Source organism: Streptomyces sp. NPDC002092 (genome assembly GCF_053593775.1).
This window is the reverse complement of record NZ_JBSFDG010000007.1, coordinates 1-19,196: the sequence shown is the minus strand read 5'-3', so window position 1 is coordinate 19,196 and position 19,196 is coordinate 1. Positions and strand designations below refer to the sequence as shown.

General features: G+C 70.8%; 16 protein-coding genes and 2 pseudogenes. 7 read left to right on the top strand and 11 right to left on the bottom strand.

Annotation, left to right across the window (positions count from 1 at the left end):
• Positions 1 to 46: 46 nt before the first annotated feature.
• Positions 47 to 224: pseudogene (locus ACWCRD_RS17275) on the bottom strand (ArgP/LysG family DNA-binding transcriptional regulator); the annotation flags it as partial.
• Between ACWCRD_RS17275 and ACWCRD_RS17270 the strand changes: the two are divergent.
• Positions 224 to 355, top strand: a pseudogene (locus ACWCRD_RS17270) (amino acid transporter); the annotation flags it as partial. The pseudogenes ACWCRD_RS17275 and ACWCRD_RS17270 sit on opposite strands and share 1 nt — an antisense overlap.
• 84 nt (positions 356 to 439) lie before the next feature.
• Positions 440 to 1,762 (top strand): MFS transporter, encoded by a 1,323-nt coding sequence (locus tag ACWCRD_RS17265; protein WP_450966662.1) that lies wholly within the window; start codon positions 440 to 442, stop codon positions 1,760 to 1,762.
• A gap of 63 nt (positions 1,763 to 1,825) precedes the next feature.
• On the opposite strand, the gene ACWCRD_RS17260 is transcribed toward ACWCRD_RS17265, so the two are convergent.
• Entirely contained in the window at positions 1,826 to 2,281 is a 456-nt protein-coding gene (locus ACWCRD_RS17260) for a cyclic nucleotide-binding domain-containing protein (protein ID WP_450966661.1), read from the bottom strand.
• Positions 2,282 to 2,703: 422 nt separating this feature from the next.
• Positions 2,704 to 2,916, bottom strand: coding sequence for a hypothetical protein (locus tag ACWCRD_RS17255; protein WP_450966660.1), 213 nt, complete (start codon positions 2,914 to 2,916; stop codon positions 2,704 to 2,706).
• A 261-nt stretch (positions 2,917 to 3,177) separates the two neighbouring features.
• Between ACWCRD_RS17255 and ACWCRD_RS17250 the strand changes: the two genes are divergently transcribed.
• The 5 genes from ACWCRD_RS17250 to ACWCRD_RS17230 all read left to right on the top strand — a co-directional run bounded on the left by ACWCRD_RS17250 (position 3,178) and on the right by ACWCRD_RS17230 (position 6,304).
• A complete protein-coding gene (locus tag ACWCRD_RS17250; protein WP_450966659.1) occupies positions 3,178 to 3,621 on the top strand; it encodes an ATP-binding protein in 444 nt (147 codons plus the stop codon).
• A 174-nt stretch (positions 3,622 to 3,795) separates the two neighbouring features.
• Positions 3,796 to 4,644 (top strand): SigB/SigF/SigG family RNA polymerase sigma factor, encoded by an 849-nt coding sequence (locus ACWCRD_RS17245; protein WP_450966658.1) that lies wholly within the window; start codon positions 3,796 to 3,798, stop codon positions 4,642 to 4,644.
• A 26-nt stretch (positions 4,645 to 4,670) separates the two neighbouring features.
• Positions 4,671 to 4,904, top strand: coding sequence for a DUF5133 domain-containing protein (locus ACWCRD_RS17240; protein ID WP_450966657.1), 234 nt, complete (start codon positions 4,671 to 4,673; stop codon positions 4,902 to 4,904).
• A gap of 115 nt (positions 4,905 to 5,019) precedes the next feature.
• Complete coding sequence (locus ACWCRD_RS17235; protein WP_450967006.1) at positions 5,020 to 5,844, top strand: DUF1206 domain-containing protein; 825 nt, start codon at positions 5,020 to 5,022, stop codon at positions 5,842 to 5,844.
• A gap of 28 nt (positions 5,845 to 5,872) precedes the next feature.
• Entirely contained in the window at positions 5,873 to 6,304 is a 432-nt protein-coding gene (locus ACWCRD_RS17230) for a hypothetical protein (protein ID WP_344398150.1), read from the top strand.
• Positions 6,305 to 6,315: 11 nt separating this feature from the next.
• Here the strand turns inward: ACWCRD_RS17230 and ACWCRD_RS17225 are convergent, their stop codons facing one another.
• The 8 genes from ACWCRD_RS17225 to ACWCRD_RS17190 form a co-directional block, all read right to left on the bottom strand.
• Entirely contained in the window at positions 6,316 to 8,559 is a 2,244-nt protein-coding gene (locus tag ACWCRD_RS17225) for an FUSC family protein (protein ID WP_450966656.1), read from the bottom strand.
• Positions 8,560 to 8,638: 79 nt separating this feature from the next.
• The gene (locus tag ACWCRD_RS17220; protein WP_450966655.1) at positions 8,639 to 10,012 is read right to left on the bottom strand and encodes an NAD(P)/FAD-dependent oxidoreductase; all 1,374 of its coding nucleotides are present in this window, start codon (positions 10,010 to 10,012) and stop codon (positions 8,639 to 8,641) included.
• Between the two features lie 234 nt (positions 10,013 to 10,246).
• Positions 10,247 to 12,154, bottom strand: coding sequence for an AMP-dependent synthetase/ligase (locus ACWCRD_RS17215; RefSeq protein ID WP_450966654.1), 1,908 nt, complete (start codon positions 12,152 to 12,154; stop codon positions 10,247 to 10,249).
• Positions 12,155 to 12,278: 124 nt separating this feature from the next.
• Positions 12,279 to 13,367 (bottom strand): glutamate--cysteine ligase 2, encoded by a 1,089-nt coding sequence (locus ACWCRD_RS17210; protein ID WP_450966653.1) that lies wholly within the window; start codon positions 13,365 to 13,367, stop codon positions 12,279 to 12,281.
• Between the two features lie 64 nt (positions 13,368 to 13,431).
• Positions 13,432 to 15,642: a 1,4-alpha-glucan branching enzyme gene (glgB, locus tag ACWCRD_RS17205; protein WP_450966652.1), complete on the bottom strand. Its 2,211-nt coding sequence runs from the start codon at positions 15,640 to 15,642 to the stop codon at positions 13,432 to 13,434.
• 4 nt (positions 15,643 to 15,646) lie between these two features.
• Positions 15,647 to 17,008 carry a maltokinase N-terminal cap-like domain-containing protein gene (locus tag ACWCRD_RS17200; protein WP_450966651.1) on the bottom strand — a complete coding sequence of 454 codons (1,362 nt, stop codon included), beginning with the start codon at positions 17,006 to 17,008 and terminating at the stop codon, positions 15,647 to 15,649.
• 22 nt (positions 17,009 to 17,030) lie between these two features.
• The gene (gene treS, locus ACWCRD_RS17195; protein ID WP_450966650.1) at positions 17,031 to 18,755 is read right to left on the bottom strand and encodes a maltose alpha-D-glucosyltransferase; all 1,725 of its coding nucleotides are present in this window, start codon (positions 18,753 to 18,755) and stop codon (positions 17,031 to 17,033) included.
• Between the two features lie 25 nt (positions 18,756 to 18,780).
• On the bottom strand, positions 18,781 to 19,196 hold a 416-nt coding region (locus ACWCRD_RS17190; RefSeq protein WP_450966649.1), incomplete at its 5' end, for an alpha-glucosidase C-terminal domain-containing protein.

Here is a 19,196-nt window from a genome sequence, read left to right as displayed (position 1 = left end):
AGTGGTGGCTGTCGGCCCCGCCCCGCAGCGCCGGCAGCCGCCTCCGTCACCGCTGGGCGACCGCCGCGAGCGCCGGGGAGCCCAGCTTCCACTGCTGCCAGTACAGCGGCACGTCGAGGGCCCGGCCCGGCGAGGTGCACCAGACCCCAGCCCATGCCCACCGCGACGGACTCGGCACACCCCCCCGAGGTGGGCACGAAGTGCCGGACCGGACTCGCCCCGCTTCGCCGCGCTCGGCTTCGGCGCCCGCGGGTTCGGCCGCTTCCTGGCCAGGCCCGCGGCCTGGCGGGTCATGGACGGACTGGGCGCCGCAAGGATGCTCGCCCTGGGCGGCATGCTCGTTGCGAGGGCGTGAAGTCCGTGGTGTGAAGTCCACAAGCTGAGATCGCGCGTCCCGAAGTCCCGGACGGTACTGGGATAGTGAACCCCGACCCGAAAGATGTATCGAGCAACCAGGAAGCCCGTGGACACCAGCGAGAGCAGCACCGAACCGCAGACACCGGACCCGGTCGCGGTCGACCCGCCTCGGCGCGGCTGGCGCCGGTGGGCCATGGACACCCGGCCGCTGCGCATTCCGGCCTACCGCCGACTGTGGGCCTCGACGATCGTCACGGCGGTCGGCAGCCAGCTCACCGCGGTCGCCGTGCCCAAGCAGATCTACGACATCACCGGCTCCTCCGCGTGGGTCGGCGCGGCGAGCCTCGCAGGGCTGCTGCCGCTGATCGTGTTCGCGCTGTGGGGCGGCGCGGTCGCCGACAGCATGGACCGCCGCAAGCTGCTCCTGATCACCAACAGCGGCATCGCCGTCACCTCACTGCTGTTCTGGCTCCAGGCCTTCACGGGGCTCGAGTCCGTGACCGCGCTGATGGTGCTGCTCGCGATGCAACAGGCGTTCTGGGGCCTGAACGCCCCCGCCCGCAACGCCTCCATAGCCCGCCTGGTCCCGGAGAGCCAGCTGCCCGCCGCCAACGCCCTCGGCTCGACCGTCATGCAGACGGGGCAGGTGGTCGGACCGCTGCTCGCGGGCGCCCTGATCCCGGTCATCGGCCTGCCCGAGCTCTACCTGATCGATGCCCTCGCCCTCTGCGTCACGGTGTGGGCGGTCTACAAGCTGCCCTCCCTGCCGCCCCTGTCGGGCACGGAGAAGCGACGCGCGGGCGTACGGGAGATAGCGGAGGGCTTCCGCTACATCTCCGGGCACAAGGTGCTGCTGCTGTCCTTCCTCGCCGACATCATCGCGATGGTCCTCGGCATGCCCCGCGCCCTGTTCCCCCAGCTCGCCGCCCAGACCTACGGCTCGTACGGCGAAGGGCTCGCCCTGGGCCTGCTGTTCGCGGCGATCCCCATCGGCGCGGTGCTCGGGGGACTGTTCTCGGGCACGTTCTCCCGGGCTCGCCGGCACGGCTGGATGGTGATCGGCGCCGTCGTCGCCTGGGGCGCGGCGATCGCCGGCTTCGGGCTGAGCGGCAACCTGTGGGTCGCGGCCGCTTTCCTGGCCCTGGCCGGGGTCGCCGACATGGTCTCGATGGTCTTCCGCGGGGCGATCCTGCTGTCCGCCGCCACCGACGAGATGCGCGGCCGTATGCAGGGGGTCTTCACGGTCGTCGTCGCCGGCGGTCCGCGCCTGGCCGACGTCCTGCACGGCACCGCGGGCTCGGCCTTCGGCCCGCGCACGGCCGTGGCGGGCGGCGGCCTCCTCGTCGTCGCCGTGATGCTGGCCCTGACCGCCGCGATCCCGGCCCTGCGCCGCTACCGCATCTGATCCCGCCCGGGGGTGGCTGCGGCACACCGTTCCGTGCAGCCGACCTGATCCGAACGACAGAGCCTAGAGCACGCTGCGTCCGCGGCCCGCGTGCTGTTCCATGAGCTTGCCACGGGTCATCTCCAGCCGGTGCGCGAGGATCTCCGCGACGCTGCGTACCAGCGCGAGTCCGAGCTGGGTGTCCTGCTCGCACAGCCGCAGCACCGCCGCCGCGTCGAACTCGTAGGCTCGGACGGGGCTGAAGGCCTCCGCGCCGAAGTCCCATTCGTGCGGCGGGAACAGCCAGGACCAGCCCAGCAGATCGCCCGAGCCGAGGCTCGCCACGGTCACCCGCTGCAGCGAGTTGACCCGCTGGTCGAGCGAGACGGCGCCCGAGCGGATGACCCAGAAGCGGTCGGCCTTGCCGCCCGCCTCGAAGATCCGGGTGTCCTCCGGGAAGGAGACCTCCTGCGCGAGCGTCATCAGGCTCTGCCGCTGGGGTGGGGGAAGGGCGGTCAGCAGTTTTATCGCTTTCGTCATGACGCGGGGCTCCTCGCCGGGATCGGTTCCGGTGCTTTCCCTACGCTCATTTCAGCCGCTGCGGGCGCCCCGAGCACCTCGGCGGACAGCAGTTCCTGCCCAGAACCGCCAAGACATGAAAAAGCCCTGGCTGGACGGGGGAGGCCAGCCAGGGCCGTAAGCGGTGGCGTCGGAGGACGGTACGGTCGACTCCGTCACCACGTATGAATGAACCGTAAACCATCTGCCGCCGTTTTCCTCACCCAGAACCGGGTCACGTGACCGGTTTCACTCCTTGGGCTCCTCCACGACCCTGATCGTCTCGAGCTTCGGATCGCTGGGGTCCGGCAGGTACATCCCCGCCTCCAGACCGGTGCGCAGAGAGCGCAGCACGGGTTCGGTGCGTCGCTCGCCGGCAGTACGGCCGGGGTCCGCCGGCCCCGTCAGCCGGTCTTGCCCGGGGTCAGAATCTCGTCCAGCACCCTGAGGACGGCTTCGTAGGCCAGCGTCCGTACGGCGGCCTCGCGTGCCTCCTCCGGCTCGTCCGCCCGCAGGCCCTCGTCCCGCGCCTGCCACCGGTGCTTCTCCTGCTGCGCACAGGCCCGTGCACGCTGGATGCGGCGCAGCAGTTCGTCTGAGTCCACAACATCGGTCATGGCTTCCGCGTACCCCCTGATGGCCGTGGCACGTACTTTCCGCCGGGAGGTTTGGCTGGGCCAGCGCAGGTGAGCCGAACTAGGAGACCTGCGGTGCTCGCGCAGCGGAAGGCGGAATCGCTGCCGAGGGGCGGGGGAAGCAGCCGTGTCCGAGAGGCGCTCGGTGCTTGCCCGGACTGCGGCGGCCGCGGGTGAGGCAGGGTCCGGCTTCCCGCCCCCGCACAAGGAGGCCGGTTCTTCACCGAATCAGGGAGCCAGGCGATGTGCGAGGAGCACGGGACCGAATCCGCCCTCGGGCGACTGGGCGCGCAGCGGACCGGACCGCCGCGCTCCTGCAAGCCCGCAGAGGCGCGCAGGGCGGTCGAGCGGGCGGTCACGGAACGCTGCAGGGCCACCCACACCCGCTGTGACGAGGAGGCTCTGGGGGATGCCCTGCTCGTCGCCACCGAGCTGACGACCAATGCGATCCTGCACGGCGGCGGCGTCACGGACTTCCGCGTCGACGTCCTCGGAACGGGCGTGCGCGTCTCGGTGAGCGACCGCAGCGACCGGCTGCCCATGACCAGGGCGTCCCAGGATCCGCGGCGACGGCACCGCGTCGGCGGCCACGGCTGGCCCATCGTGTGCCGGCTGGCCCGCGACGTGCGCGTGTCGGAACTGCCCGCCGGCGGGAAGTGCATCACCGCCGTGGTCGCCTTCCGCTGAAGGCCCTCCACGAGGGGCGGCGTTTGTTCCCAGGATCGCCGGGCATACGGATGTTCGTGCTTCGGACCGGAGGCGCGCCAGCGGGAGCCACATGGCTGCTCGGCCCTCTGATCGGTCCGGGCGTCGGCCTTCCCGCGGTAGTCCCTGAAACCCCTCGTTCAGGAGCGAATCCGCATGCTTATCGACATGTCGACCAGCACTTCCGGCGCCAAGGCCCGGACGACCGCCCCCACCCGGCGGCACGACGACGCCCCCGACACGGCGGACCTCTTCGTCCGCCTGGCCACCCTGGAGGACGGCCCCGAGCGGGAGGCGGTCCGCGACGAACTCGTCACGGCCTGGCTGCCCATGGCCCACCGGATCGCCGGCCGCTTCCGCGACCGCGGCGAGTCCATCGAGGACCTGCGCCAGGTCGCGGCACTCGGCCTGGTGAAGGCGATCGACCGGTACGCCCCCGAGCGGGGAGCCTTCGAGAGCTACGCCGTGCCGACCATCACCGGCGAGGTCAAGCGGCACTTCAGGGACCGGATGTGGGCCCTCAGGGTGCCCCGCCGCATCCAGGAACTGCGCAACAAGGTGCGCGTGGCCCGCCGCGAGCTGACCCAGACCCCGGGCAGCTCCGAACCCTCCGCCGCCGACATCGCCGCCCACACCGGGCTCACCGAGGACGAGGTCAACTCCGGCCTGGAAGCCCTCGACAGCTTCAGCACCCTGTCGCTGGACGCCGAACTCTCGGGCGACGAGGACGGCTACAGCCTCGCCGACACCCTCGGCGCGGCGGACTCCGCGTACGACGTCGTCATCGACCGCGAGGCCGCCAAGGAAGGCCTGCGGCGCCTGCCCGAACGCGACCGCGCCATCCTCTACCTGCGCTACTTCGAGGACATGACACAGAGCCGGATCGCCGACCGCTTCGGCATCTCCCAGATGCATGTCTCCCGCCTCATCAGCCGCAGCTGCGCCCGGGTGCGGGCCGAGGCACTCGGGCAGGCGGGCAGCAATGGGCGGGCGGCCGCGGCTTGAGCGGCCCGCAGCGAGGAGGAGGACCGATGCTGATCCCTCATCCTGCCGTCCTGCGCAGGCTTGTCGAGGAGTACGAGACCGCGCTGGCCGAGGAGGCCGAGCGCGGCGGCGGGCCGAGCCCACGGGTCGAGGACCTGGCCTACACCCTGTGCGTGTCGACCGGCACACGCAACGTGGGGCGGGCCCTGGAAGCGGCCCATCGGCTGCTCGCGGCCACACCCTCGCCGAGATCGGGGTCGCCACAGATCGTGGTCCGGTGACACCAGGCATGGCAACAGTCGACGTCCAGGTGGCCGGCCGTGCGGAGCGCGGCCCGGCCATCGGGAAGCACACCTGCCCTACGGAGCCCGGGAGGCGTTCGTGAACTCCAATGCCATGGCGCGGACGAGCAGGCTCGGGGCCGAGCGGGCGGCGCGCGGCTCGATGACCGAGGGCGCCGCCCGGGCGGGGCTCGCCGCCCGCGGGGTCATCTACCTGCTGGTGGGTGTCCTGGCGCTGCAGATCGCCTTCGGCGACAGCAGTCGGCAGGCGGACCGCGGCGGCGCCCTCGCCACGCTGGCCGGGCAGCCGTTCGGCACCGTGCTGCTGTGGGCGCTCGGTCTCGGGCTGGCCGGCATGGCGGTGTGGCGGCTGTCGGAGGCCGTCTTCGGCTCGGTCGGCCCGGACGGCCGTAAACCGCGAAAGCGGTTGCTCGCGGTCGCCCGTTGCGTCTTCTACGCGGTGGTGGCCTACTCGGTGCTGACGTTCGCCGCTGGCCCCCGCGGCGCCGGCAGCCGATCGAGTGACGCGCAGTCCCGCGACGTCACGGCCAGGGTCCTCGATCTGCCCGCCGGGCAGTGGCTCGTGGGCGCGGCCGGAGTCGGCATCATCGTGGCGGGCGTGTGGATCGGCGCACAAGCGGTACGGCGCCACTACCGCAAGGAGCTCAAGCTCGGTGAGATGACTCCCTGGGCCCGCCGGCTGGTGGACGTCACCGGCGTGGCCGGCGGCGCGGCGCGCGGCCTGGTGTTCGCCGCCGCGGGCATCTTCGCCGTCCGCGCCGCGGTCGACTACGACCCGCAGCGGGCCAAGGGGCTCGACGACACCCTGCGCTCGTTCGCTCACACTCCGCTGGGTCCGGCGTTGCTGGCCTGCGTCGCGGCCGGTCTTGCCCTGTTCGGGTTGTTCTCGTTCGGGCTGGCTCGCTGGCGCAGGGTCTGACACGCGCCGCACGGGGAACACGAACCTGATGAGCGAATCCGAGTTTCCACCGGAGCACCGGCCCGTCGATCTCTACCTCGGCCTCCTGCGCACCCGGATGGACACGGAGGACTTCCGGCAGCTGCTGGGTGTGGTCGAACCGGTCCTGCGGGCGATCGAGGAACAGCGCATGCCCTCCGTGGACTTCGCGCTCGGCGAGGACCACGGGGAGGGGCTGTCCCAGGAGGTCCGTGACGAGGCCGCCCTGGTCATCGCCGCCGCCGTGACCGGCCGGCTCGACAACGAGGTCGTCGAGATCGACCTCGAGGGGACCGGCCCGATCAGAGTGATCACCGATGCGGACACCGCCTCGGACCCGGTTCGACTGGGCGAGATCGCCGACTACATCCGGGAACGGCACCGCCAGGACGAGGAGCTGCGCGGCATCGCCGAGGTGAGCGGTCTGCCCACCGACTTCTGAGGGCGGGGCGCTCACCGCTTCGGCGCTGCCACCGGCACCTTCAGCGGCCGGGCCAGGCCCACCACCGCCTCGTCCAGGCGCTGCAGATGGCGCAGCACCCGGTCGGTGATGCGGCCGTAGCGCGAGCCGCCGGGCAGGTCGGACTCCAGGAGGGCGGCGATGCTCGCCCCCGTCTCCACCTCGACGGCGGCCCGCTCGTCGGCGACCCGCGCGGCGATCGTCCCGATGTTGCCGAGGATGCGCTTGCCGGCCCCCCGCAGCCGCGGATCCGCCGCGATCGAGGGATGCGTCGGCAGCAGCTCGGCCATCGCGGCCAGTGAACGCGCGTGGTACGCGCAGGTCTCCAGCAGCGCGACGACATAGCGGGCGGTGTTGCGCCGGGCCCGCAGCGGAGTGACCGGGTGGGTGAGCGGCTGGGTGGCGGTGCGCAGGTCGGCCAGCGCCTGGTCGAGGTCGCGTGCCTTGTCGAGGAGCTCGGCCGGTTCCCCGCCGCTGAGCTGGTCGACGGCGGCCTCGGTGACGTCGGCGAGCCGGTCCAGGGTGGTGACCAGGAGGTCGTTGGTACGGCGGTCGGTGTGCACCGGCAGGACGAACGCCGCCGCGATGATCCCGCAGGCCGCCCCCAGCGCCGTCTCCTCCACCCGCAGCACCAGCACCGACAGGCTGTAGGTGTGCAGCAGCGTGTACAGCACGCCCAGCGCCGCGGTGACGAAGAAGGACATCAGCGTGTAGGACAGCGGCGCCGTGTAGAACATCGCGAACACGCACAGCAGCACCAGCGCGAACGCCGTCCACGTGTGGTGCCCGACCAGCCCCGCGAGCAGCAGGCCGGCCACCACTCCGAGCACCGTGCCCAGCAGCCGCCGGTAGCCCTTGACCAGGATCTCTCCGGTCGAGGCGGTGTTGATGAACACGATCCAGCAGGTCAGCACCGCCCAGTACCAGCGCTGGCTGGAGAGGAACTCGCCACCGACGATCGCCAGCGCCGAACCCACCGAGACCTGCACGGCAGCCCGCGTGGTGGGCCGCCGCAGCCCCGTCGGCGCTTCCTCGGCGGCCTCCTCGCCCGCGTCGATCGCCGCGTCCTCCGCGTCCAGTTCCTCGCGTGAGCGGGCCGTCGACGGGGTGTCGTCCGACTCGTCCTGCGGACCGCCGAGCGCGATCCGCAGCCCGAGCACCGCACGGGCGGCCTCACCGACACCGCGGAAGACGTCCTGGACAGCGGGGGAGGCCTTCGGCAGGTTCTCCTCGTCGCGGTAGCCGAGGAGCCGGTTGCGCAGTCGGGCCAGACCGGTTCCCAGGTCCTCGGAGACGGGCCGCAGGACCAGCAGGCGAAGCGCCTCCAGGTCACGGCGCAAAGTCGCGGTCGACTCGTCCTGTACGGGCAGCCGGCCGCCCGGCGGGACGGACGCGCCCGGCAGGTGCAGGGTCAGCGTGTCCGCCCGCTCGGCGCTGCGGGCGGTCAGCAGCAGCAGTCCGAGGCGTTCGGCGGCGATCTCGGCGTCCGCGATGCGGCGCTGCACGAGCCGCGCCACGGCCTCGTCGGCGGTGCCTTCCTCCAGCCGCCCCTGGATCATCATGGCCGTCTCGTTGAGGCGGGCGGTCCCGTCGCGCACGTCCTCAAGCGCCTTGTCGATCTCGTCCGGCCCGGCGTCGAGGAGAGCGAGCTGTGCGGTCACCAGCTGCGCCAGCCGGGCGCGGAAGGCCTCCCGCAGCCGCTGCAGGATGCCCGCGGACGTCTCGGGTACGAGCGCGAAGCGCACCACGGCGCTGGAGGCGACGGCGACGGCCACGACGCCCCACAGCTGCGGCAGTGCCGACACGGTGGCACCGACGAACAGGGACATGAAGTAGACCTGGAAGCCGATCAGCCCGAGCGTGGTGCCACGGTCGCCGAAGCGGCGGGCGTAGACGGCGCAGAAGATGAGCGCGACGAAGAAGAGGTCCCCGCCCACCACCCGCGAGTGCAGCACCGCGCCCAGCGACACGGAGGCCAGCGCCACCACAAGGCCCAGCGCGAGCGTGACGGCCTGGCGGCCGCGTTGCTTCTCCCGGATGGCGAAGGTGGAGACCATCGCCGCGATGGCGCCTGCCACCAGATGGCGCACGTCGGCGCCGAGCACGGAGAGCACGGCCAGCGTGAGCGTGATGGCGCCGACCGTTCTCAGGCCGGCGGCCAGACGCAGCAACCCGGGATCGGCGGCCGCGACGAGATCGCGCAGCCGTGCCCGGACCGACCCTCCCACTGCCCTCACGCCGCCGTACTCACTCCCGCTTCACGTCATGATCCGGATCTCAGCATGACACGACGCGACCGGAGCGGCGCCACCCGTCTCACTCCCTGGGGTCCGTTCCCTCGACCTGCGCCCGCACCTCGTCCGGCGTCAGATAGGCGTTGGTGTACTCGAAGTCGTGCAGTTTGGCCGGCTTGCGGGCCTGGAAGCCGGTGCGGACGAAGTCGTCGCCGGCGATCGCGTTGAGCGTCCAGTTCGTGGCGACGCGGACCTTGGCGACGTTGGTGCGCAGTGCCGCCCAGTGGTAGCCGCGGGCCGCGACCTGGGCGGGCAGGCCGCGCAGTTCGATGCCGAGCGGCTTGGAGACGGCGTCCTTGCCGCCGAGGTCCACGACCAGACCGAGGTCCTTGTGGACGTAGGGCGTCAGGGCCTGGTTGCGCAGGGTCGCGATGACGTTGTCGGCGACCTTCTTGCCCTGCCGCATCGCGTGCTGCGCGGTGGGCGGGCAGACCGCCGCCGCGTCGTCCTTGGCCTTGTCGGGCACCGCGGCGGCGTCGCCGAGCGCGAACACGCCGTCGTGGCCCGGTAGTTGCATCTCGGCGTTGACCGCGAGCCGGCCGCGCACGGTCTCCGCGCCGAGCGTGGCGATGAGGGGGCTGGCGACGACACCGGCGGTCCAGATCAGGGTGCGGGTGGGGACCACCCGGCCGTCGGTGAAGGTGACCTCCTCGGGCCCCGCCTTGTCGATGGAGACGCCCAGGGAGACCTCGATGCCGCGCCGCTTGAGGATCTCCTGCGCACTGCGGCCGAGCTTGTCGCCCAGCTCCGGCATCAGCTTCGGGGCGATGTCGATGAGATGCCACTTGATCAGCGCCGGGTCGATGCGCGGGTAGCGCTTGACCGCGGCGTGCGTCAGCTTCTGCAGACAGGCGGCGGTCTCGGTGCCGGCGTATCCGCCGCCGACCACCACGAACTGCAGGCGCGAGGCGCGCTCCGCCGGGTCGTCGCTGGCGTCGGCCAGGTCGAGCTGGGAGATGACGTGGTCGCGGATGTAGGCGGCCTCGGCCAGCGTCTTCATGCCGTACGCGTGATCGGTGAGCCCGGGGATGTCGAAGGTGCGGGTGATGCTGCCGGGGGCCAGCACGATGTAGTCGTACGGCTCGTTGACGATCTGGTCGGTGATCGTGCGGACGACGCAGACCTTGGCCTTCAGGTCGACGCCGATGGCCCCGCCCGGAATGATCCGGGTGCGGTACTTCTTGCTGCGCCGCAGCGACACCGCGATCGACTGGGGCGTCAGTACGCCGGAGGCGACCTGGGGCAGCAGCGGCAGATAGAGCTGGTAGGCGAACGGCGTCACCAGGGTGACGTCCGCTTCGTCGGGCGCGAGTTTCCGCTCCAGCCGGCGTACGCACTCCACGCCGGCGAAGCCTGCGCCAACCACCAGGATCCTGGGTCGTGTCACGGTGTTCATCCCTCTCTGCGGCTCCAGGCGGTCTGCATCCAACGCCCTTCGCATGCCCTGGATCGCTGCTTGCACCACATCGATCCCACCGTGGCCTCAGCCGTTCCGCCAGCTGGGTGCGGCAGGCAGACGAACGCGTCGAGCACCACCATGCCCGTCTGCGTGCCCAAACGCACCGGTCGGGAGTGAACCTTTTGGATCACGTGCTGCGCAGAAAGTGGCGGGATTGTGTTCAGTCGGTGGTCAGCGGAACACGTTGTCGGCCTCGTCCCAGCTCGACAGTTCGTCCGGCACCGTCTGCCGGGGAGCGCGGGTGCGTGCCTGGTACATCGCGTCGATCTCGAACGCGTAGTGCCGCACGATCGCGTCGCGGCGCAGTTTCATGGACGGCGTCATGAGCCCGTTGGACATGTCGAACTGCTCCGGCAGCACCCGGAAGACCCGGATCGACTCCGAGCGCGAGACGGCGCTGTTGGCCGCGGCCACGGCCCGCCCGATCTCCTCACGCAGCGCGTTCTCCTCGCGGGCCTCCCGGCTCGGCATGTCGCTCTGCAAGGACAGGGAACCGCGCCAGTACGCCAGGAACTTCGGATCCAGGGTGATCAGCGCACCGACACAGGGCCGGTTGTCGCCGACGACGACCGCCTGGTGGATCAGCGGATGCATCCTCAACCGCTGTTCCAGGGCGGCCGGGGCGACGTTCTTGCCGCTGCTGGTGACGATGATGTCCTTCTTGCGGCCGGTGATCGTCAGATAGCCCTGCGCGTCGATCCGTCCGAGGTCACCGGTGGCCAGCCAGCCGCCGCGCAGCACCGCCCGCGTCGCCGCCTCGGCGTTGATGTAGCCCTGGAACACCGAGGGACCGCGGACCAGGATCTCGCCGTCCTCGGCCACGGCGATCTCGTTGCCCGGCAGCGCCTGCCCGACGGTTCCCGACATCTCCCGGCCCAGCGGCTGCGCGGTGACGCCACCGGCGGCCTCCGTCAGGCCGTACCCGTCGTTCACATAGATCCCGATGCCCTCGTAGAAGAGGGTCAGTTCACGGCTGAGAGGCGAGCCGCCGGACGTCGCCCGCATCACCCGGCCGCCGATCGCGGCGCGCAGCTTGCGGTACACCGTCCGCTCGAACAGGGCGTGTTGCAGCCGCAGATCGAAACCGGGCCCCGAACCGCCGCCCAGCCGCTGCCGCTCCAACGCCGCGGCGAAGTCGCGTGCCGTGTCCGCGGCCCGCTCGAACAGCGCCCCGCGGCCCGCCTCCTGGGCGACGCGCAGGAAGTTCTTGTAGATCTTCTCCAGCAGCGAGGGGACCGCGCACAGGTAGGTGGGGCGGAAGGAGAGCAGGGACGCCGAGAGCGCCTCCTCACTCATGTCGGGCTCGTGCGCCATCACCATGCCGCCGCGCATGCACAGGGTTTGCACCAGAAGGCCGTAGACATGCGAGAAGGGCAGGAAGGCGAGCACCGAGGCCTGCTGTTCGCCCGGCGGGATCACGGTGTGGCCCCAGCCCGTCAGCAGGGTGTCGCAGGCGCTCGCCAGGTTGCGGTGGCTGAGCGCACAGCCCAGCGCCCGGCCCGTGGTGCCGGAGGTGTAGCTGATGGCCGCCGTGGAGTCCGGCAGCACGATGCGGCGCAGCGAGTCGACCGTGGCCAGCGGGATGAACCTGCCGCGCTCCCGCAGATCGTCGAGCGCCCCCGCGTCCAACTGCCAGACGTGACGCAGCAGCGGCAGCGACCCGCACACGGAGCCGACCGTCATCACCGCCTGCTCGTCCTCCACCACCACGGCCACGCAGTTCGCGTCCCGCAGCACCCACTCCACCTGATCGCGCGAGGAGGTCGGATAGAGCGGTACGACCTCGGCACCGACCGCCCACAGGGCATGGCTGAGCACCGTCCACTCGTACCGGGTACGCGCCATGATCGCGACACGGTGGCCCGGCGAAATGCCGGACGCGACCAGCCCCTTGGCCAGATGCACCACCTCGTCCCGCACCTCCACGGCGGTCAGCTCCTCCCAGGTGGCGGAGGACGGGGTGGGGCGGCGCGCCAGCATCGGCTGCGTGGGATTGAGGGCTGCCGTGTCGAAGACGGTGTCGGCCAGTCCGCCGGTCAGGGGCGAGACGGTGGGGGGAGCGAGGGCGAAGTCGCGCATGCGCTGCTCCTGAGCTGTACGGAGGGTGACCATGCCGACGAGTTCCGTTGTCGACGGTGCTCGAATCTAGCCCAGGTGGGTGCGGATGGTGACCGGAACCTGCGAAGTTGCGGATCCGTGATGATCAGGCCTGGGTGTGGCGCACGCAGCCCGTGACGACCTCGCGCAGATTGCCGTTGCGGGCCAGGAGTTCACGCTGAACCTGTGCGCCGGTGCCGCCCTTGAGCAGCCGGACGCAGGTCTCCCGGGCGCGCTCCAGGTCGCCGCTGTCGGCGAGCGCGTCGCCGATGTGTTCCAGCAGCGCCCGCACCACACTCTCGGCGGACTGCCGCCGCATGGTCACGGGGTGCAGCAGCTCGTCGCTGAGACCGGAGCGCGCGGCCTGCCAGGCGGCCAGCCGCAGCAGGCTGACGCTGTGGTCGAGGGGCGGGTGGCCTGCCCACCACTCCCGCGCGGCGGTCTCCACGAGCCCCCGGGTCAGCGTGGCGACGAGGGCCGCCGTACCGGCGTGCAGGCAGACGTCTGCGACCCGGACCTCGACGGTCGGGTACTGCCGGGACAGACGCGCGTCGAAGTAGATCATCCCGTCGTCGAGGATCACCCCGCTCGCGACCATGTCCGCCACCCGGCCGTGGTAGCGCTCGGCCGAGCCGAAGACCTCGGTGGGTCCGGCCGACGGCCAGCGCTGCCACACCCGGCTGCGGTAGCTGTTGTAGCGGGTGTCCCTGCCCTGCCAGAACGGTGAGTTGGCGCTCAGCGCGGAGATCACGGACAGCCAGGGCCGGATGCGGTCGAGTACCGCGACGCCCTCCTCGTCGGAGTCGACGGACACATGGACGTGACAGCCGAGCACGAGCTGCTGCTGAACGGCGATGCCGTACTGCTCCTCCATCCACTGGTAGCGGCTTCCCCTGGTGACGGTGGGGCTGACGGGCAGGGGCGAGGTGGCGAGCGCGGCCACCGTGCAACCGATCTCCCCGGCGTGCCGGGCGGCCTCCCGGCGACAGCGCACGATCTCCTCGTTCAGGTCCACCATGTCGGCCTGGGGATGCGTGTTGAACTCCAGCATCTGGTTGTACAGCTCTTTCTCGAACACGCCCTCGCACGTGTCGTCCCGCGCCGCACGGGCGAGCACCGCGGCGGACAGCGCCTTGGGCTCGCCCGTCTCCGGGTCCACCAGGAGGAGTTCCTCCTCCACTCCGACGGTGCGCACGTGAGGCCGCCTTTCTGTGGCCGGGCTGCGGCTACGACGAACACCGAGTACCCCGCCTGGCCGGTCACAGCAGCGGAGTCAGCCAGATCGTGGCGAGCGGGGGCAGGGTGAGCGTGATCCTTCCCTCCTCCACCTTGACGTCGTCGGGGTTGGTGACGTCGCTGCCGCCGTAGCACAGGGCGTCGGTGTTGAGGATCTCCCGCCAGGCGGGCACCTCGTCGGGCGCCCACAGGCGGTAGCCGTGACGCACGACGGGGGAGAAGTTGGAGACCGCGAGGAGCGGGCTGCCGTCGGCGGCGAACCGCAGGAACGCGAAGACGTTGTCCTCGGCGGCGTCCCCCATCACCCACTGGAAGCCGCAGGGCCGGGTGTCCTGCTGCCACAGCGCAGGGGTGCGGCGGTAGACGGCGTTGAGGTCGCGCACCAGGTCGCGGACCCCGCGGTGGTCGGGCTCGGCGCCATAGCAGCGATCGACCAGCCACCAGTCCGGACCGTGCTCCTGGGACCATTCGGAACCCTGGGCGAACTCCTGCCCCATGAAGAGGAGTTGCTTGCCGGGGTGGGCCCACATGAACCCCAGGTACGCCCGGTGGTTGGCGCGTCGCTGCCACCAGTCGCCCGGCATCTTCGACACCAGCGCCTGCTTTCCGTGCACCACCTCGTCGTGCGAGATGGGCAGGACGTAGTTCTCGCTGTAGGCATACACCATCGAGAAGGTCATCTCGTTGTGGTGGTACTTGCGGTGCACCGGCTCGTGCTCCATGTAGCCGAGCGAGTCGTGCATCCAGCCCATGTTCCACTTCAGGCCGAAGCCCAGCCCGCCGCTGTCGGTGGGGCGGGTGACCCCGTCCCACGCCGTGGACTCCTCCGCGATGGTCACCACGCCGGGCGCCCGCCGGTACACGGTCGCGTTCATCTCCTGCAGGAACGCCACCGCGTCCAGGTCCTCGCGCCCTCCGTGCACGTTCGGCGTCCACTGGCCCGAGTCCCGCGAGTAGTCCAGGTAGAGCATGGAGGCCACGGCGTCCACCCGCAGACCGTCGATGTGGAACTCCTCGCACCAGTAGACAGCGTTCGCCACAAGGAAGTTGCGCACCTCGATGCGCCCGAAGTCGAACTCGTAGGTCCCCCAGTCCGGGTGCTCGGCCCGCCGCGAGTCCCCCGGTTCGTACAGCGGATCCCCGTCGAACCGGGCCAGCGCCCAGTCGTCCTTGGGGAAGTGGGCGGGCACCCAGTCCATGATCACGCCGATGCCGGCCCGGTGCAGGGCATCGATCAGGCACTTGAAGTCGTCAGGCGTACCCAGCCGGGACATCGGCGCATAGAAGCCGGTGACCTGGTAGCCCCAGGAACCGGCGAAGGGATGCTGGGCGACCGGCATGAACTCGACATGGGTGAATCCCAGACCGCTCACGTACGGCGGCAGCTGCTCAGCAAGTTGACGATACGTCAGCCCATGCCGCCAGGAGGGGAGATGGATCTCGTAGACCGAGAAGGGTGCCTCGTGCACCGGCAGGTCACCGCGGTGCGCCATCCACTCGTCGTCGCCCCACTCGTAGTGCGAGGCGTGCACGACCGAAGCCGTGTCCGGCGGGACCTGCGCGTACCGCGCCATGGGGTCGGCCTTGAGGAAACGGCCGCCGTAGCGCGAGGTGATCTCGAACTTGTACAGCGCGCCCTCCCCGATACCGGGCACGAACAGCTCCCACACCCCCGAGGCACCCAGCGACCGCATCGGCAGGGCTGTCCCGTCCCAGCAGGTGAAGTCCCCGGCGACCCGGACCCCCTGGGCGTTCGGCGCCCACACGGTGAACCGGGTGCCTGTCACGCCCTCGTGCTCCATGGGCTCGGCGCCGAGCGCCTTCCACAGCTGCTCGTGCCGGCCCTCGCGGATCAGATGAAGGTCCAGCTCACCGAGGGCGGGCAGGAAACGGTACGGGTCGGCCGTCTCGTGCTCACCGTCCGCGTACCGCACCACCAGCGTGTACTCGGGGATCGCGTCGAGTGGCAGCACTCCGGAGAACAGGCCGTCGCCCTCCGAGGCCAGCGCTCGCCGCTGTCCGTCGACGACGACACTCACCGCGCGGGCGTACGGCCGCAGTGCCCGGAAGACGATGCCGCCCGGAGCCGGGTGGGCCCCCAGCAGGGCGTGCGGGTCGTGGTGCCGGCCGGTGAGCAGACGTTCGCGCTCGCCGGGATCCAGGGCGGGCGCGGTCGTGCATCCGGCGGTGAGCGGTCCGGACCGCTCGGGGAGCGAGGTGTCACGCAGGGCCACGGGTTCAGCCTCCTCTTACGGCGAGACGCTCGATCGCCGCCATCGGTACGGGGAGCCAGTCCGGCCGGTGCCGGGCTTCGTACAGGACCTCGTACACGGCTCGATCGGTCTCATAGGCACGCAGCAGTCCGTGCTTCTTGCGCGGGTCCCAGCCGGCCCGCTCGGCATAGCCCGCGCAGTAGGCTTCGCGGCAGCGGCGCGCCCACTCCGGGCGCCACGGGCGGCGCTGGCGGGCGGCGTAGTCGAAGGAGCGCAGCATGCCCGCGATGTCCCGCACCGGGGACTGGGTGCTGCGCCGCTCGGCGAGCGGGCGGGACGGCTCGCCCTCGAAGTCGATGACGAACCAGTCCCGGCCGGCCCGCAGCACCTGACCGAGGTGCAGGTCGCCGTGGATGCGCTGGGCGGGCGGCCCCGGATCGCAGGCGACGAGCGCACCGAAGGCGGTGCGCAGCCGGGGCACGTACGGGCGCAGCGCCGGTACGCAGTGGGCCGCGGCGTCCAGGCGCTCGGTCATGGCCGCGGCCGTCCGTACGCTCTCGTCGTGGGCTCCGGCCGGGAAGGCGGCCGCCAGCGCGAGGTGCACCTCCGCGGTGGCCCGGCCCAGCTCGCGGGCCTGCACGGTGAACTCGTCGCCGGCGGCGAGCGCCTGCAGGGCCAGCGCCCAGCCGTCGGAGGCATCGGGCAGAAACGGCTGCAGCACGCCGAGCGTCGCCTGCTGGGGATGCGTCGTACGGAACCACGCAACCGGCGCCGGCACCCGGCCGCAGCCCTGCCCGGTCAGCGCACTCGGCACCTCCAGGTCGGGGTTGATGCCGGGCTGCACGCGCCGGAACACCTTCAGGATGAACTCGTCGCCGTACACCAGGGAGGAGTTGGACTGCTCGGCCTCCAGCACCCGCGGCACCAGCCCGGCGGGCACATGGACGGACGGATCGGCCTCGAAGCGCAGCGGGCCCGCCGCACCGGGCTGCCGCAGCCGCTCCAGGAGCAACTGGGCCGAACGGGGGTCCTGCAGCGCGTCGTACACGGTCAGACCGGCCAGCGGGCCCTCCTCCGCCCTGCCGATCAGGGCCCGTCCGAGCCTCGGCGACACGTGCCGGCGCACGCCGAGCAGCAACTGGTAGCAGTCACCGGCCGGCGTGGCGCCGCTGGGCGAGGGCACGCCGCTCTGCCCGGTGTGCACCAGCAGATGCAGACAGCCGGGGAACAGCTCCGTCATGGACAGCAGGCCCAGGTCCGTGACGGGCCGGTCCTTGCCCGCGAACCAGCGCTGCCGCGGCAGCCACTCGCGCAGCAGCCCGGCGAGCGAGGCCATGGGCCCGGCGGCGAGGCTGGGTCTGGGGCGGAGCGGTGCGGTCTTCGCCATGGTGACGCGTCCTTTCCTCGCCTCACGCTCGAGGGCGGCGGCCGATGCGGGATGCGACTCGGGTGAGCCGGAACCAGTAGAAGCCGTGGCCGGCGAGGGTCAGCAGGTACGGCAGCTCACCGATGGCGGGGAAGCGCACCCCGCCGATGAGCTCCACGGGGTGGCGCCCGTCGTAGGCCCGCAGATCGAGCTCGGTGGGCTGCGCGAACCGGGAGAAGTTGTTCACGCACAGCACCAGGTCGTCGCCGTACTCCCGCAGGAAGGCCAGCACCGCGGGGTTGGAGGACGGGAGTTCCGTGAACGACCCGAGGCCGAAGGCCGGGTTCTGCTTGCGGATCTCGATCATCCGGCGGGTCCAGTGCAGCAGCGAGGACGGGTCGGCCATCGACGCCTCGACGTTCGTCACCTGGTAGCCGTAGACGGGGTCCATGATGGTCGGCAGGAACAGCCGCCCCGGATCGCAGGACGAGAAGCCCGAGTTCCGGTCGGGCGTCCACTGCATCGGGGTGCGTACGGCGTCCCGGTCGCCGAGCCAGATGTTGTCGCCCATGCCGATCTCGTCGCCGTAGTAGAGGATCGGCGAGCCGGGTAGCGACAGGAGCAGGGCGGTGAAGAGCTCGATCTGGTTCTCGTCGTTGTCCAGGAGCGGGGCGAGCCTGCGGCGGATGCCGATGTTGGCGCGCATACGCGGGTCTTTCGCGTACTCCGCCCACATGTAGTCGCGTTCCTCGTCGGTGACCATTTCCAGGGTCAGCTCGTCGTGGTTGCGCAGGAAGATGCCCCACTGGCAGCCCGCGGGGATGGCGGGGGTCTTGGCGAGGATTTCCGAGACCGGATAGCGGGATTCGCGCCGTACGGCCATGAAGATGCGTGGCATGACGGGGAAGTGGAACGCCATGTGGCATTCGTCGCCACCACTCTGGTAGTCGCCGAAGTAGTCGACCACGTCCTCCGGCCACTGGTTGGCCTCGGCCAGCAGCACGGTGTCCGGATACATCGCGTCGATCTCGCGGCGGACACGCCTCAGGAACGCGTGGGTGGCGGGCAGGTTCTCGCAGTTGGTGCCCTCGGCCGCGTACAGATAGGGCACGGCGTCGAGGCGGAAGCCGTCGATGCCCAGGTCCAGCCAGAAGCGCAGGGCGGCCAGGATCTCCTCCTGCACCGCAGGGTTCTCGTAGTTGAGGTCCGGCTGGTGGGAGAAGAAGCGATGGAAGAAGTACTGACCGCGGACGGGATCGAAGGTCCAGTTGGAGGCCTCGGTGTCGACGAAGATGATCCGCGCGTCGGCATACTGCTTGTCGTCGTCGGCCCACATGTAATAGTCGCCGTAGGGGCCGTCCGGGTCTTTTCTCGATTCCTGGAACCACGGGTGCTGGTCGCTGGTGTGGTTCATGACGAAGTCGATGATGACGCGCATACCGCGCTGGTGGGCGGCGTCGACGAACTCGACGAAGTCGGCGAGGTCGCCGAATTCGGGCAGAACCGAGGTGTAGTCGGAGACGTCGTAGCCGCCGTCGCGGAGCGGTGACTTGAAGAAGGGCGGCAGCCACAGGCAGTCGACGCCCAGCCACTGCAGATAGTCGAGTTTGGCGGTGATGCCCTTGAGGTCGCCGATGCCGTCGCCGTTGCTGTCCTGGAAGGAGCGGACGAGGACCTCGTAGAAGACGGCACGCTTGAACCACTCCGGGTCCCGGTCCTTGGCGGGAGTGTCCTCGAAGGTGTCCGGGACGGGCTGGTTGACAGTCATGTCGCTCTGAATCTCCGATCGGTGGCTACGCGGACGACTGCTGGACGTGGAGCACGTGTGCCGGGGCCCGCCCGGGATCCAGGCGCACATAGTTGGTTCTGCCCCAGTGATAGGTCGCACCCGTCAGTTCGTCGTGCGCGGACATGAATGCGTGCCACTCCAGACCGAGTTGCGGCATGTCCAACGAGACCGTGGCCTCCTGGGTGTGGTGCGGGTCGAGGTTGACGACGACGAGGACCGTGTCCCGGCCCGTGGTCTTGCTGTACGCGATGACCATGTCGTTGTCGGTGTGGTGGAAGCGTAGGTTCCGCAGGCGCTGAAGAGCGGGATGACGCCGCCGGATCGTGTTGAGTCGGGTGATGAGGGGGGTGATGGTGCGGCCTTCGCGTTCGGCTGTTTCCCAGTCGCGGGGGCGGAGCTGGTATTTCTCCGAGTCGAGGT

Excerpts from the sequence above, each read along its gene's own strand:
- ACWCRD_RS17220 (WP_450966655.1), bottom strand. The coding sequence starts at position 10,012 with ATGAACACCGTGACACGACCCAGGATCCTGGTGGTTGGCGCAGGCTTC.
- treS (WP_450966650.1), bottom strand. The coding sequence starts at position 18,755 with ATGACTGTCAACCAGCCCGTCCCGGACACCTTCGAGGACACTCCCGCC.
- ACWCRD_RS17200 (WP_450966651.1), bottom strand. The coding sequence starts at position 17,008 with ATGGCGAAGACCGCACCGCTCCGCCCCAGACCCAGCCTCGCCGCCGGG.
- ACWCRD_RS17245 (WP_450966658.1), top strand. The coding sequence starts at position 3,796 with ATGCTTATCGACATGTCGACCAGCACTTCCGGCGCCAAGGCCCGGACG.
- ACWCRD_RS17255 (WP_450966660.1), bottom strand. The coding sequence starts at position 2,916 with ATGACCGATGTTGTGGACTCAGACGAACTGCTGCGCCGCATCCAGCGT.
- ACWCRD_RS17265 (WP_450966662.1), top strand. The coding sequence starts at position 440 with ATGTATCGAGCAACCAGGAAGCCCGTGGACACCAGCGAGAGCAGCACC.
- ACWCRD_RS17235 (WP_450967006.1), top strand. The coding sequence starts at position 5,020 with ATGGCGCGGACGAGCAGGCTCGGGGCCGAGCGGGCGGCGCGCGGCTCG.
- ACWCRD_RS17215 (WP_450966654.1), bottom strand. The coding sequence starts at position 12,154 with ATGCGCGACTTCGCCCTCGCTCCCCCCACCGTCTCGCCCCTGACCGGC.
- ACWCRD_RS17250 (WP_450966659.1), top strand. The coding sequence starts at position 3,178 with ATGTGCGAGGAGCACGGGACCGAATCCGCCCTCGGGCGACTGGGCGCG.
- ACWCRD_RS17240 (WP_450966657.1), top strand. The coding sequence starts at position 4,671 with ATGCTGATCCCTCATCCTGCCGTCCTGCGCAGGCTTGTCGAGGAGTAC.
- ACWCRD_RS17230 (WP_344398150.1), top strand. The coding sequence starts at position 5,873 with ATGAGCGAATCCGAGTTTCCACCGGAGCACCGGCCCGTCGATCTCTAC.
- ACWCRD_RS17260 (WP_450966661.1), bottom strand. The coding sequence starts at position 2,281 with ATGACGAAAGCGATAAAACTGCTGACCGCCCTTCCCCCACCCCAGCGG.